The following is a 13,546-nucleotide window of genomic DNA, read 5'->3' as shown; positions in this document are numbered from 1 at the left end:
TGGCTGTGATCTCAGGGGCTATAGTTGCGCTATGCAACACCCACCTGGGCGGTGGTCTGCCGAGCTCGTCGCGGTGCACGACGCGCTGACGCAGATCGTCCGCGAGATCATCGCGGGGCGTCCCGCTGCCGAGGGGCTGCCGTCGTTCGCGCAGCAGGCGGCACTGTCGTATATCGGCCGGAATCCGGGCTGCCGGGCCACCGAGATCGCCGAGGCGTTCGGCGTGCATCGGTCGACGGTGTCGCGGCAGCTGCGGTCATGTGCCGACGCGGGCTGGGTGGAGGCCGGGGAGGGCAGCCTGCACGCCGGGTACCCATTGACCCTGTCCGCCGCCGGGCGTGCCGTGCTCGCCGCGGCCACCGGACACGACCTCGCTCAGCTCGACGAGCGCACGGCCGACTGGACTCCCGGCGAGATCGCCGACTTCGCCCACGCGCTTCAGCGCTTCCGTCATACCGATCCGACCATTGGAGACGATCATGCGTGAGTTCGCCGCAGCGACCACCTTCACCATTGCCGAGGACGAGACCATCGTCGGTTCGGTCTATCAGCAGGCCGACCAGGCTCCCGAGCGCGTACTGTTCTCCCGGCCCATCGGGGAACAGTGGGTCGATGTCGACGCCGCGGAGTTCGCGCGGCTGGTTTCCGCGGTCGCCAAGGGGCTGATCGCCAATGGCATTCAGCAGGGCGATCGGGTCGTGCTGCTGTCGGCGACCCGGTTCGAGTGGTCGCTGCTCGATTTCGCCATCTGGGCGGCGGGGGCGGTGACCGTGCCGGTCTACGATTCGTCCTCCGCCGACCAGGTGCGGTGGATTCTCGAGGATTCCGGGGCGGCGCTCGCGGTGGTGGAGACGGCGCGGCACAAGGAACTGCTCACCGACGCCCCGGAGACGCTGCGGCGGACCCTGGTCATCGACGACGGGGCCGAAGCGGTCCTGATCGCCGACGGCGCCGACACTCCCGACGAGGCGCTGCGCGAGCGGCTCGACGGGTTGCGCGCCGACGGCCTCGCCTCACTGGTCTACACCTCCGGCACCACCGGCCGCCCCAAAGGCTGCATGCTCACCCACCGCAATCTGCTCTCGGAAGTGCGCGGCATCCTGAAGGCCAGCATAGGCGACGTCGCCAAGCCCGGGCAGCGCATGCTCACCTTCCTGCCGCTGGCGCACGTGCTGGCCCGCGCGGTGTCGCTGGCCGCGCTGGAAGGCGGCATGACCCAGGCGCATTGGGCGGACTTCAAGACCATTACCGGGCAGTTCACCCGCTTCCGCCCGCACACCATTCTCGGCGTGCCGCGCGTCTTCGAGAAGGTGCGCGACGGTGCGTACAAGAAGGCGGCCGACGGCGGTGCGATCAAGGGCGCGATCTTCCGATTCGCCGAGCGCACCGCCATCCGGTGGAGTGAAAGCATGGACCGCACAGGCGGATTCACGCACCGGCCGAGCATGCTCCTACGCCTGCAGCACGCGCTCTGCGACCGCCTGGTGTACGCGCCGCTGCGCGCGGCGCTGGGCGGCCACTGCGAGTTCGCCATCTCCGGCGGCGGCGCGCTCGCGCCCCGGCTGGGCCATTTCTTCCGCGGTGTCGGCGTGCCGATCTACGAGGGCTACGGAATGACCGAGTCCACCGCGGCCCACTGCGTCAATGTGCCCGGCTCGATCAAGGTCGGCACGGTGGGACAACCGCTGGGCGGCAATGCCGTTCGCATTGCCGAGGACGGCGAGATCGAGCTCGCGGGCGGCGTGGTCTTCGCCGGATACTGGCGCAATGAGCAGGCCACCGCCGCGGCCATGCACGACGGCTGGCTCCGCACCGGCGATCTCGGCGCCCTCGACGCAGACGGCTTCCTCTCCATTACCGGCCGCAAGAAGGACATCCTCGTCACCGCGGGCGGCAAGAACGTCTCCCCCGGCCCGATGGAAGACCTCATCCGTTCGCACACGCTGATCTCGCAAGCGGTCGTGGTGGGCGACGGCCGGTCCTTCATCACCGCGCTGATCACCATCGACCACGAGGCATTCACGGCCTGGAAGGCCGCCAATGGCAAGCCGTCCACCGCGACCATCGCCGAACTCCGCGACGACGCGGCCCTCCGCGCCGAGGTCCAGCGCGCCATCGACGACGCCAACAGCACCGTCTCCCACGCCGAGTCGATCAAGAAGTACGCCATCCTGGACCGTGACCTCACCGAGGAATCCGGCGAACTGACCGCCACCCTCAAGGTGAAGCGCCACGTGATCGCCGAACGCTTCGCCGACGCGATCGAGGGCATGTACCGCAACTGAGTCATCGAAGGCGCTGCGGCACAGTCGGTGCCGCAGTCATTCGACTGATTCGCCGGGGGGGTGGCCGGGTTCGTAATTTCATTGGCATGAAAGCCATTCGATTCACCACTTACGGCGGCCCGGCCGTCCTCGAACTCGCCGACATCGCGACCCCCGCGCCGGGCCCGGGCGAAGCGCTCATCCGCGTCGCCGCCACGACGTTCAACCCGGTCGACGCCGCCATCCGGGCGGGCTTCCTGCGGCAGGAATTCCCGCTGACGCTGCCGCACATCCCCGGCATCGATGTCAGCGGCGTCGTGACCGCAGTCGGCCCCGGAGTCGACCACGCACTCGTCTCGACCGCGGTCGTGGCGTTCCTGCCGATGAACGCACCCGGCGCCGCCGCCGAGTACGTCGTCGCCCCGGCGCACCTGCTCGCGCCCGCCCCGAGTTCGGTCTCGCTAGTCGACGCCGCCGCACTCCCCTCGGCCGAGCTGACCGCATGGCAGGCGCTGGTCGAGTACGCGGGCGTGCACGCGGGCTCGCGCGTGCTCGTCAATGGGGCCGGTGGCGGTGTCGGCGGATTCACCGTCGGCCTCGCCAAACATTTCGGCGCGCACGTCATCGCCACCGCGAGCCCGCGCAGCCGAGACGCGATCCGCGCCGCGGGCGCCGACGAGATCATCGACTACACCCGCACACCGGTCGCCGAGGCGATCCACGAACCGGTCGACATCGTCATCAACCTCGTCCGCAACTCCGACGCCGACCTGGCAGCTCTCCGCGAACACATCATTGACGGCGGCGCACTGGTCTCGACTACCACTCCGGCCCACCCCGACCCCGGCCGAAAGGTGCGCGCCGACAACATCTTCGTCCGCAGCGACGCCCACCAGCTCGCAAACCTGACGTCCCTGGTCGACCGTGGCGCCCTCCGCCTGGACGTGAGCAACCGTTACCCGCTCACCGACCTCCCCCACGTCCACACCCTCGGCGAACGCGGCGCACTGCGCGGCAAGACCGTCATCCAGATCGCCGACTGACCCGTCATCGCCCACCCCGACGCTTGGTGGTACATCCATAACATTTGCGTGGTATGTTCGTATCATCAAGCTAGGAGGGGAACCATGCCGAAGATCGGGCGATTCACCAGTGCGGCAGCGGAAGCGACATTTCTGAGCGTCTACGACTCCGTGGCCGCGACATGGCCGGTGCCATCGACCAATGTCGATGTCGAAACGTCCTTCGGGACAACACGAGTGCGCAAATCCGGAGAGGGCGAGGGCGCGCCGATCATGCTGCTGCCGGGCATCGGCGGCAATGGTCAGGCATGGCATCGGTTTATCGAAGCGTTCGCCCGCGACCACGTCGTGTACACGCCGGACATCATCGGCTGGGCCGGGCGCTGCGTACAGACCTCGCCCCTAAGCGACACCGCCGACATCGCGAAGTGGATGACCCAGGTCCTCGACGGGCTCGGCGTCGACCGCGTCCACCTGGCCGGAAACTCCTTGGGCGCCTGGCTCGCCGGTGCCGTAGCCGTGCACAACTCCGAACGCCTCGAAACCCTGACCATGTTCGAGCCCAGCGCGTCCACCTTCGCCAAACCGCAATGGCGTCTTCTTCTCAAATTCCTCATGGCGGGCCTGCGGCCGACCCCCGACCGCATGCGAATGTTCAACAAGTGGCTCATGCCCGGCGCGGACCTCACCGACGAGGAGTTCGCACTCGCCATGGCGGCCTTGAAGTTCCGCATGGCGATGCCCTGGGACCGCCCCTTCACCGACACCCAACTCTCGGCCATCACCGCACCCACCCTGATCCTCTTCGGCGCCGAAACGGTAGTCGCCAACCCCGAACTCGCTGCATCCCGCGCCCGCACCCACATCCCATCGGCCGAAGTAGACATCGGCCACGACCTCCTCTGGGCGAACCCCCACGAGGTGATCCCCCGCTTCCTGAATTTCGTCGACATCCACGACCGCGCCCGAGCGTGAACCACGCGAGAACGCGGAAAGCGGAAGGCCCCCAACGCTTCGGCGTTGGGGGCCTTCCGGGGTGTGTCAGGGATTGCGCGCGATCAGCGGAAGATGGTCATGTACCACAGGCCGTCGGTGCCCTGGTCGCAGCGCCACTGCCAGCCGTCCTCGCCGCGCAGCTGGACGCCGCCCGCTTCGAAGCTGCCGCCGTTGCCGTCGGCGGCGCAGGCCTCGACGGTGGCGTAGTTGCCGTCGACCTTCAGCTCTTCGGCATTGGCGGGGGCGGCGACCAGGGCGACCGCGCCCAGTGCGATGGCGGACGCGCCCAGAGCCTTCTTCACGATCGACATAAGGTGGTTCCTCTCATTCGGGTGGGTCTCTGCGACCCGCTTGAGAGCCATTCCACCGTGTCGATCGTGACCGTTTCGTGAACGTGTTCCAGCGAGTGAAAACCCGCCGGTCAGAGGGACAAACGCTGGGCGAGGTCGGGCGTCAGGTCCTCGTAGGTCTCCGATTCGCGGTTGTACCACCAGGTTCGGTCGCCGGGCTGCGGGCGGCCCGCGGCCTGGACGGCACGGGTGGAGGGGCGGAAGGTGGAGCTGCGGGGGATGTCGTCGACGACGTAGACGAGATCGGGGCGCTGGTCGGGGGCCAGGGCGCGCACGGCCTCGGTGACATCCTTGGACTCCAGGCGCAGGCCCGCGCGGATGCTCACCGCGGCCACCGCGAGGGTGCGGTCACCGGCCGGAAGCCCGTACGCCACTTCCATATCCACGGCCGTGATGTCATTGAGGATGTCGACGATGGGCTGGGTGAAGACCGGGCCGCGCGGGGTGTGGATGACGGTGTCGCGGCGGTCCATGAGCCAGTAGTCGCCCTCGCTGTCGCGGCGGAAGAGGTTCTCCGTCGGCATCCAGGCGTCACCGGGGGCGAAGACGCCGCGCAGGCCGCCCGCGGACAGGTCGACGGTATCGGTGGTGGTGCCGATCAGCAGCCCCACTTCGTTGTCCGCGCAGCGACGCGCGAAACCCGAGTCCTCGACCAGGATTTCGTCGGTGGTCGGGTCGTAGGCGATGAGTTCGACCTTGGCGGTGCCGGGCACCGGCCGCCCCTTGCTGCCCATCTTGGCGCCGAGCACATTGGCCAGCACCACATCTCCCTCGATGGAGGCGTAGAACTCGAGCACGCGCGCGGGATCGAAACGCTCCTGCGTCCGCCGCCACAGTCCCGCGGGCATACCGGAGCCGATGAACAGCCGGATCGGATGCGGGTGACCATTGGGGAAGGTGTCGGCATCGAGGATGTCGCGCAACATGGTCCAGGTGTAGGTGACCACGGTGACGCCGTAGCGGTGCACCTCCGCGGCGAACTGCGCGGGATCCAGTGAGCGGGCCAGCGCGATCCGGCTGCCGCCCGCCACCGCGCCGCCCAGGCTCACTAGTAGTCCGGAGGAATGGTGCAGCGGCGCAAGGCAGTACACGGTATCGCGCCGCCCCAGATCGGCGGCGGAGGCGGTGCCGAAGGCGGACAGCGCCCAGCGGTGATTGGTGACGTGCTTGACGTCGAACCGGTCACCGGTGCCGGTCACCAGAATGAAGGCCAGCTCGCGCGCCAGGCCCGGATTCGGGCGATACCAGGCGGGCAGCGTCACCCGCGCGGGATCGATCTGCTCGAGATCGGTGACATCGCAGCCCGGCGGAATATCCAGCCCGCGTGATTCCCCGCCGCCGAGCACCAGCACCCGCGTCCCGGTGGCGGCCGCGGCCCGCAGGTTCTCCGGATCGGCGATGAGCAGCTTGGTGCCGGTCAGCTCGACCACCTTGGGCAGTTCGCTGCCCGGCGCCAGCAGCACCGCCACCGCGCCCAGCCGCGACAGGGCGGCAATGGCGGCCAGGGCGCTGGGCCGGGTCTCCATGACCACGCCCACCCGGGTGGCCGGGCGCACGCCGACGGAGATGAGACCGCGCACCACATTGTCGATGCGCTGATTGACCGCCGCCTGGGTGTGCACGCGATCCTCGAACAGGAACAGATCCTGGTTCGGGCTCCGCCGCGCCTGCTCGGCCAGCAAGCGGCCCAGGGAGATTCGGGTATGCGGCTGGATCATGCCGAGCCGGGTCAACCGCGGCAGCGCGCGGGCCGCCTCCCCGGTCAGCTCGACGGTGCCGCGCAGCGTCTGCCCAGCCACGCCCTCCACGGCCTTGCCCAGTCCGGCCCCGGCCTCCGCGAGACTGCCGAGGGCGTGCACGGCGCGGGTGAACGCCGAACTGGGACGCTTGCGCGCCACGTGATCGTTCATGAGCTCGATGTCCTCGGGCAGCTCACCGCGCCCGCTCAGCCAGTTCACCCATTCGCACACCAGCGGCCACGTCTGCCGCGTCGCGGTGGAACCGGAGACCAGCCCGAAATGCCCTGCCACCAAAGAGGCTTCGTACACCTCGGCATGCGGCGCGGCGCGGCGGATGACACGCACGGCGGCGGGCTGGCCGATATCGTCGACCTCGCCGACGAAGGCCAGGATCGGGCACCGGATCTCCGCCAGCGAGATGACCTGGTCGCGGATGACGAACCCGCCCAGCATCATTCGATTGTGCTTGACGAACTGCTGCAGCAGATCGGTGAGCGCGGGCCCCGGATACCCCAGCCAGCCTTCGGCTTCCAGGAATCGGCGCTGCCGCTCCCGGGGCAGCAGCGCCTCGCGGTCGTGCAGCTGGCGCAGGAAGTCCAGGCGGGCCTTGGCGGTCTTGACCGGATCCAGGGCCTGGAAGCCAAGCCGCACCATGGAATCGGTGATCGGCAACCGGTTGAGCACATGATCGCTGAGGAAGTCGGCCATATCGGAGGCCAGCCCGTGCGGCAGCCCGAACGGCATGCCCGCGACGGCGTCGACCGGGCTGCCGAAGGTGACAATGGACTCCACGCCCTTGCCGAAGCGGTAGGCGGCGGTCTGATAGGCGAACAGCCCGCCCTGGGAGTACCCCATCAGATGCACGCCGCGGCCGGTGAGCTCGTTGACGGTGTCGACGGCGCTGCTGACCGCCAGCACATGGTCGGCCAGATCGCGATCCCAGCCGCCCTCCTCGACGGCGGGCGAGCCGAAATCGACCACCCAGCAGTCGATTCCGGCGCGCTGCAGAATGCCGACCGCACCGTCCTCGCCGTTCACGTCCCAGATCTCGGCGGTGACCATGATCGGCGGCACCAGCAGTACGACCGGGCGGTCGGCGCCCGCGGCGTCCGGGAAGTAATGGCGCAGCCGGTACATGCGCTTACGTTCGACGATCTCGTACGGCGAGGATTCGATGTCGTGAACCAGTCCCCCGAACCGGATCACCTCGAGCCCGTTCTGCGCGGTCGCCATCAGACGCTGCATCGGCCCGACAACGGACTTCGTATTGAATTTCACGGCTTTGCTCCCAGACCTACCCTGCTCGTGACCTGCGCTATCCGCCCCAACGCGGCCTGACGAGCTTCCCATAGGGTCAGCCTACTGCGCTGCGCTTGTGACCAGCACCATGCGGGCTATCTCCCGGCCGACCGCCCGGACTGCCGCCGATCGAATCCGACCGGTCGGAAATTGGTGTGAACCTGCGAACGCCATCGGGCGCCTGACGGAAACCCGGTCCACGTGCGTGTCATACCGAACGGTTTCGAAAATGGCGGGAAGCGCTGCCAGGACGGCGAACCTCCGGCCATCGCAACACTGGTGCGCCAGTCATTCTGTTTATGCGGTTTCGCTGCGATTCACAACGTTGCGACCTACCATCGGTATCGCTGGAACGCACTGTCGCGCTTGTTCTTTCACTCAAATCATCAGTTTTCGCAGGCCAAATCCGGCCTGCTGTATCGACGTGGACTCCACCGCTTTCGCTGTGCGGTGACCCTTCGAGGTGAGGACCGCAGCATGACCATCGAATTGCCCACCCAGACAACTACAAACGGCCAACGGAAAACCCTCAGCACCACGGCCGCTCACCAGCTGGCGCACACCACCAAATCCGAACCCCAGATGCAGGGCATCAGCTCCCGCTGGCTGACCCGCAGCCTGCCGTGGATACAGGTGAAGGGCGGTATCTACCGAGTCAACCGCCGACTCACCCATACCGTCGGCAATGGCGAGGTGGAATTCATCATCGACGGCCCGCACGCCCGGGTCATTCCGCTGGAATTGCAAGAACTGCCCGAATTGCGCGGATTCGAGGACGAAGAGGCGCTGTCGGCCCTCGCCCAGCGTTTCGAACAGCGCGATCTGGCGCCGGGCACGGTGGTCGCCGAATTCGGCAACCCCATGGATCAGGTCATGCTGATCGTGCACGGCAAACTGTCGAAGATCGGCACCGGCGAATACGGTGAGACCACCAAACTCGGCATGCTGGCCGGGGGCGATTACTTCGGCGACGAAATGCTGACCGAGGCATCCGGTTTCTGGCCGGTCACCGTCAAGGCCGTCACGCCCGTGACCATGCTGGTGCTCAGTCGGCAAACCCTCGACGAGGTGACCGAGAACATACCGGCCCTGCAACAGCATCTGGAAGCCGTCGCGGGCGCGCCCACCCGGCCGCAGAACAAATACGGTGAAGCCGAAATCGTGGTCTCCTCGGGCCACTCCGGCGAACCCATGCTCGACGGCACCTTCGTCGACTACGACGAGCGACCCCGCGAATACGAGCTCGGCCTGGCGCAGTCGGTACTGCGCGTGCACACCCGCGTCGCCGATCTGTTCAACGATCCGATGGATCAGATCGAACAGCAGCTGCGGCTGACCATCGAGGCCATGTACGAGCGGCGCGAATTCGACCTGGTGAACAATCCGGACTTCGGGCTGCTGCACAACTGCGATCTCAAACAGCGCATCTACTCCGAATCCGGCGCGCCCACCCCGGACGATATGGACGAACTGCTGTCCATGCGGCGCAGCACCAAACTGTTCCTGGCCCACCCCAAGGCCATTGCCGCCTTCGGCCGGGAATGCAACAAGCGCGGCCTCTACCCGGACCCGGTCGAGATCGACGGCCACCGCGTGCACGCCTGGCGCGGCGTGCCGATCTTCCCGTGCGGCAAGATCCCGGTCAGCGACACCCAGACCACCTCCATTCTCGCCATGCGCACCGGCGAGAAGGATCAGGGCGTCATCGGCCTGCACCAGATCGGCATTCCGGACGAGTACGAGCCCAGCCTCAACGTCCGCTTCAAGGGCATCGACGATCAGTCGATCATCTCCTACCTGGTCAGCTGCTACTACTCCGCTGCCGTCCTGGTCCCCGATGCGCTCGGCATTCTCGACAATGTGCTGGTCGCCCGGCAGTCCGACTGATCGGAGCACACCATGTCGGTGCTCTCTCGCGCCGCCGCGCCGCCCGCCACCCACGAGGTGGCGGCGGCCGTCGCGGAGCTACTGAAGAATTTCGACCCCACCGTGCCGGTCGCTCTCACCCTCCCGGAGAGTGTGGAAGCCCCAGCGCCACTGGATGATCCGCGCCTCGGCGAATCCGACGCCGCCGAAGTGCACACACCCAAGCGGCTCATCGGGCCCAGCGGGCTGGGCGCCGCCAGCCTGCTGGTCAACCTGCCCTCACCCGCAGACATCGCCGCTGCCGCGCGGGCCGCCACGCCCGTGGTCGCGGCGAACGACGCCCCGCGACCGTCCGGTCCTCGCACCAACGGGTCGGGTGCCGCGACCCAGGGTCCGCCAACCCGACCCGAGTCGTCCCGTACGGCCGCACCACCGGCCGTCGGTGCGGAAACGGCCGGTCCGCCTTCGCGAATCGTGGCGGCCCCCAGCGGTTTCGCAGCTCCGACGGCGTTGCTGCGCGGACTCCGCCCAGTGGCCCCCGGTGCGGTGGAACCGAGCCTGGGGGCGGGTCGCGCCGCGCCGCCCGCACCTCCGGCGGCCGAGGCTCCTGCGGTGGGCGGCACTCGCGCGGTAGGTGTTCCGTCCTCGATCACAGCTACGCCGGAGGCGGCGAGTGCCGCCGATATCGCGGCTCTCGCAACGGATCCCGAGGAGGCCGTGGAGGCGGCTGCCGCGGTAGCGCAAGCGGTGCCGACCGCATTGGCCGCTGACCCCGTTCGAGAGTCCCCGGAGCGTCGGATCTCACCGGGGCCCACTGGTATCGGGACCGCGTCGATGCGACGGCGGAGGGCGGCGGGGCAGGCCATTCCGCCGCTGTACTGTCCGCCACCGGTGCGGGACGATCCGGTGCTGGCGGAGGCGGTGAACGAGGGGATCATCGCCTGGGCCGAAGAGATCGGGCTGTACGAAGGGCGGCTGGATGATCTGCGCAAGGCCGACTTCGGTCGGTTGATCATGCTGGCGCATCCGGACAGCGACGATGCGGATCAGCTGCTGGCGGTCGCCAAGTGCGCGGTTACCGAGTGGTCGGTGGACGACTACTACTGCGAGGAGGACGCCAGCGATATCGCGCCGGACGGATCCAAGTCCACTGCCGAGGCCGAGCTGGGTCCACGGCTGGAATTGGCTGCGGCGGCAATGGATCCCGTGCATCTTCCGGTGCGGTACCAGGTGCAGGTGGAGGAGGCCATGCAGAACGATCCGATTCTGCGGGCCTTCCGGACCTCCTTCCAGCATCTGTCGCAGTTCGCCTCGCCCACCCAGGTGGCGCGTTTGCGGACCGAGATCGCGGGCTGGTTCATCGCGCTCGGCGCGGAGGCCGGATGGCGGGCCGCGGGGCGGATGCCGCCGGTGTGGGAGTACCTGCTCAATCGGCAGCCGCACAGTTTCCTGCCGTGCATGGCTCCCCTGGACGCGGTGGGCGGGTATGAGCTGCCCGCCCCGGAGTACACCGATCCGCGGGTGCGGCGGGTGGTGACCACGGCCGCGCTGGCCAGTCAGATGGTGAACGACCTGTATTCCATGGCACGCGAAGACCTTTCCAATGGCCGCGAGTTCAATCTGCCGACCGTGCTGGCGGCGGAGGAGCAGTGCTCACGGCGGGAAGCGGTGGAGCGGACCGCCGAGGTGCACGACGAACTGGTGCATCGCTTCGAAGCCGAAGCGGGCGCGCTCGCCGCCACCGGATCACCTGAATTGCGCCGTTTCCTGGGCAGGTTGTGGGCATGGATGGGCGGCAATCGCGCCTGGCATGCCGACAGCCGCCGATACAACGACTAATCGAGAGGATTTACCGCCATGACCGTGCTCGAGCCTCAGACCGAACCCGATGGTGTCCTGCGCACCGAATATCAGAAATCGGTTGCCGCGTACTGGAACAACAATCCCAACGATGATCGTGTCAACACCAAGCTCGGTGAGGTGGACGGGCTCTACCACCATCACTACGGCATCGGCGCACCCGATCTGTCGGTGCTGGAAGGGCCGGAGGACACCCGGCAGGAGCGGCTGGTCAAGGAATTGCACCGACTGGAGACCGCACAGGCCGACGCGCTGCTCGACCAGCTCGGCGATGTGCGCCCCGGCGATCAGCTCATGGACGGCGGTTCCGGGCGCGGCGGCACCAGCTTCATGGCCAATCAGCGATTCGGCTGCCGGGTGGACGGCGTCACCATCTCCGAATACCAGGTCGGCTTCGCCAATGATCAAGCCCGGGAACGCGGCGTCTCGGAGAAGGTCCGGTTCCACTTCAAGAATATGCTCGACACCGGTTTCGACTCGGGTTCCAAGCGCGGCATCTGGACCAATGAAACCACCATGTACGTGGACCTTTTCGAACTCTTCGCCGAGTTCTCCCGTCTGCTCGAACCCGGCGGCCGCTACGTCTGCATCACCGGCTGCTCGAACGACGTCTTCGGCGCTCGCTCGGCCTCCGTGAGCTGGATCGACGCCCACTACGGCTGCAATATCCACCCCCGCAGTGAGTACTTCAAGGCTCTGGCCGCCAATAACCTGGTCCCCGTCGCCGTCCGCGATCTGACGCCCGACACCATCCCCTACTGGGAGCTGCGCACCCACTCCGAACTGGCCACCGGCGTGGAAAAACCCTTCCTGACCTCGTACAAGGAGGGCAGCTTCCAATACCTCATGATCACCGCCGATAAGGTGGGTAGGTGACCGGCCCCCCCACCGCATCCGACGCCACCCCGGCGATCGACCGTGAAACCCTGCTCGTCGAGCTCGTGGACGAGCAGGGCCACGCCGCCGGATCCCTCTCGGTAGCGGCGGCCCACACGGCCCCCGGCCGCCTCCACCGAGCCTTCTCGGTCCTCCTCTTCAACCCCGACGGCCAGGTCCTCCTGCAACAGCGAGCCGGAGTCAAGACCCGCTTCCCCCTCCTGTGGACCAACACCTGCTGCGGCCACCCGGCCCCCGGCCAATCCGTGGTCGACGCCGCGGCCATTCGCCTCCACGAGGAACTCGGCCTGGCCGCCGACCTCACCGAAATCGGCGCCTTCACCTACCAGGCTTCGGACCCGAGCACCGGCCGCGTCGAATTCGAATTCGACCACGTCCTCATCGGCCACCTCGCCGACGCCACGCCCCACCCGAACCCCGATGAGGTGGAAACCATCTCGTGGGTGCACCCGGAAACCCTCCCCGCCGAGATCGACACCGCCCCCGACCGCTACACCCCCTGGCTGAGCGGCGTCCTCGCCACCATCACCGCCCACCGGTCGAGTTCCGCGACCAACGGGACCAACGGCTCACCCCGCTGATCGACCGTCTTCTTTGCTGGACGTGTGATCACAAGGAACTGGTGGCGGCATTTCGCTAGTAGCCACCGCCACCAGTTCCCGGTCGATGATGTTTCAGAGTTCAGTCCCATGGCCGGGGCGACCGAATGGTGACATGCTGGCTGCCGTGGCGGCTTTCGATCGCGCGACCGATTCCGGGCGTTTGGATTATCAACTGATGCTCCGCTCCCCGGTTCGGCTGACCCACAGCCGCACCCGGCTGGACTCGACCGTCGAATGGCTACGTCGGCACGGCTATACGGTGCTGACCGTCGACGCCTCATGGTTGATCACGCCGCACATGTTTCGCGACCTGGGTTCGGCTCTGGGATATATCTGCCACGACCAATGGCACTGCCTGGGTGAAGCTTTCGACGAGGCCCTGGTCGATGTCCGGGCTCGATCGACGGGCTTCGTCTTGGTCCTGACCAGCTTCGACGTCTTCGCCACCGCCCAGCGAGACGACGCCCACACGCTGCTCGAGGTTGTCGCCGAACGAGCCTGGTCGGCAGCACTACTCGGCGGGCGGCTGCTCTGCTTGGTGCAGTCGGACAAACCTGGCCTGGAACTGCGGCGCATCGGAATGTGGGCTCCGAACTGGTTCGATCCGCCAACGGCTGGTTAGGGATTGGCGGCGAGTTGGTTCGCGAAGAT

The 13,546-nt window shown here is 67.5% G+C and carries 11 protein-coding genes; 9 read left to right on the top strand and 2 right to left on the bottom strand.

Annotated elements, in window-relative coordinates; translation table 11 throughout:
* Positions 1-31: 31 nt before the first annotated feature.
* The 4 genes from NC4_RS36625 to NC4_RS36610 all read left to right on the top strand — a co-directional run bounded on the left by NC4_RS36625 (position 32) and on the right by NC4_RS36610 (position 4,261).
* Positions 32-487 carry a MarR family winged helix-turn-helix transcriptional regulator gene (locus NC4_RS36625; RefSeq protein WP_067548473.1) on the top strand — a complete coding sequence of 152 codons (456 nt, stop codon included), beginning with the start codon at positions 32-34 and terminating at the stop codon, positions 485-487.
* Complete coding sequence (locus tag NC4_RS36620) at positions 480-2,285, top strand: AMP-dependent synthetase/ligase (RefSeq protein ID WP_067548470.1); 1,806 nt, start codon at positions 480-482, stop codon at positions 2,283-2,285. The genes NC4_RS36625 and NC4_RS36620 overlap by 8 nt, the downstream gene beginning before the upstream one ends.
* A gap of 86 nt (positions 2,286-2,371) precedes the next feature.
* Complete coding sequence (locus NC4_RS36615) at positions 2,372-3,307, top strand: NADP-dependent oxidoreductase (protein WP_067548467.1); 936 nt, start codon at positions 2,372-2,374, stop codon at positions 3,305-3,307.
* 84 nt (positions 3,308-3,391) lie between these two features.
* Entirely contained in the window at positions 3,392-4,261 is an 870-nt protein-coding gene (locus NC4_RS36610; RefSeq protein WP_067548464.1) for an alpha/beta fold hydrolase, read from the top strand.
* An 83-nt stretch (positions 4,262-4,344) separates the two neighbouring features.
* Here the strand turns inward: NC4_RS36610 and NC4_RS36605 are convergent, their stop codons facing one another.
* Together NC4_RS36605 and NC4_RS36600 are read right to left on the bottom strand one after the other, a co-directional pair.
* The gene (locus tag NC4_RS36605; RefSeq protein ID WP_067548461.1) at positions 4,345-4,593 is read right to left on the bottom strand and encodes a hypothetical protein; all 249 of its coding nucleotides are present in this window, start codon (positions 4,591-4,593) and stop codon (positions 4,345-4,347) included.
* A 110-nt stretch (positions 4,594-4,703) separates the two neighbouring features.
* Positions 4,704-7,649 carry an AMP-binding protein gene (locus NC4_RS36600; protein ID WP_245722179.1) on the bottom strand — a complete coding sequence of 982 codons (2,946 nt, stop codon included), beginning with the start codon at positions 7,647-7,649 and terminating at the stop codon, positions 4,704-4,706.
* 498 nt (positions 7,650-8,147) lie between these two features.
* Between NC4_RS36600 and NC4_RS36595 the strand changes: the two genes are divergently transcribed.
* The 5 genes from NC4_RS36595 (at position 8,148) to NC4_RS36575 (ending at position 13,517) form a co-directional block, all read left to right on the top strand.
* The gene (locus NC4_RS36595) at positions 8,148-9,557 is read left to right on the top strand and encodes a family 2B encapsulin nanocompartment shell protein (RefSeq protein ID WP_067548456.1); all 1,410 of its coding nucleotides are present in this window, start codon (positions 8,148-8,150) and stop codon (positions 9,555-9,557) included.
* 12 nt (positions 9,558-9,569) lie between these two features.
* Positions 9,570-11,375, top strand: a complete 1,806-nt coding sequence (locus NC4_RS36590; RefSeq protein ID WP_245722178.1) for a family 2 encapsulin nanocompartment cargo protein terpene cyclase — start codon at positions 9,570-9,572, stop codon at positions 11,373-11,375.
* An 18-nt stretch (positions 11,376-11,393) separates the two neighbouring features.
* Entirely contained in the window at positions 11,394-12,272 is an 879-nt protein-coding gene (locus NC4_RS36585) for a geranyl diphosphate 2-C-methyltransferase (RefSeq protein WP_067548452.1), read from the top strand.
* Complete coding sequence (idi, locus tag NC4_RS36580; RefSeq protein WP_245722177.1) at positions 12,269-12,874, top strand: isopentenyl-diphosphate Delta-isomerase; 606 nt, start codon at positions 12,269-12,271, stop codon at positions 12,872-12,874. Before NC4_RS36585 ends, idi begins: the two co-directional genes overlap by 4 nt.
* Positions 12,875-13,070: 196 nt before the next feature.
* Entirely contained in the window at positions 13,071-13,517 is a 447-nt protein-coding gene (locus tag NC4_RS36575; RefSeq protein WP_157555445.1) for a barstar family protein, read from the top strand.
* The last annotated feature ends 29 nt before the right edge of the window (positions 13,518-13,546 follow it).

The organism is Nocardia crassostreae, from assembly GCF_001613405.1.
Classification (GTDB): domain Bacteria; phylum Actinomycetota; class Actinomycetes; order Mycobacteriales; family Mycobacteriaceae; genus Nocardia; species Nocardia crassostreae.
Note: the sequence above shows the minus strand (reverse complement) of the source record. Positions and strands in the feature narration are given on the sequence as shown.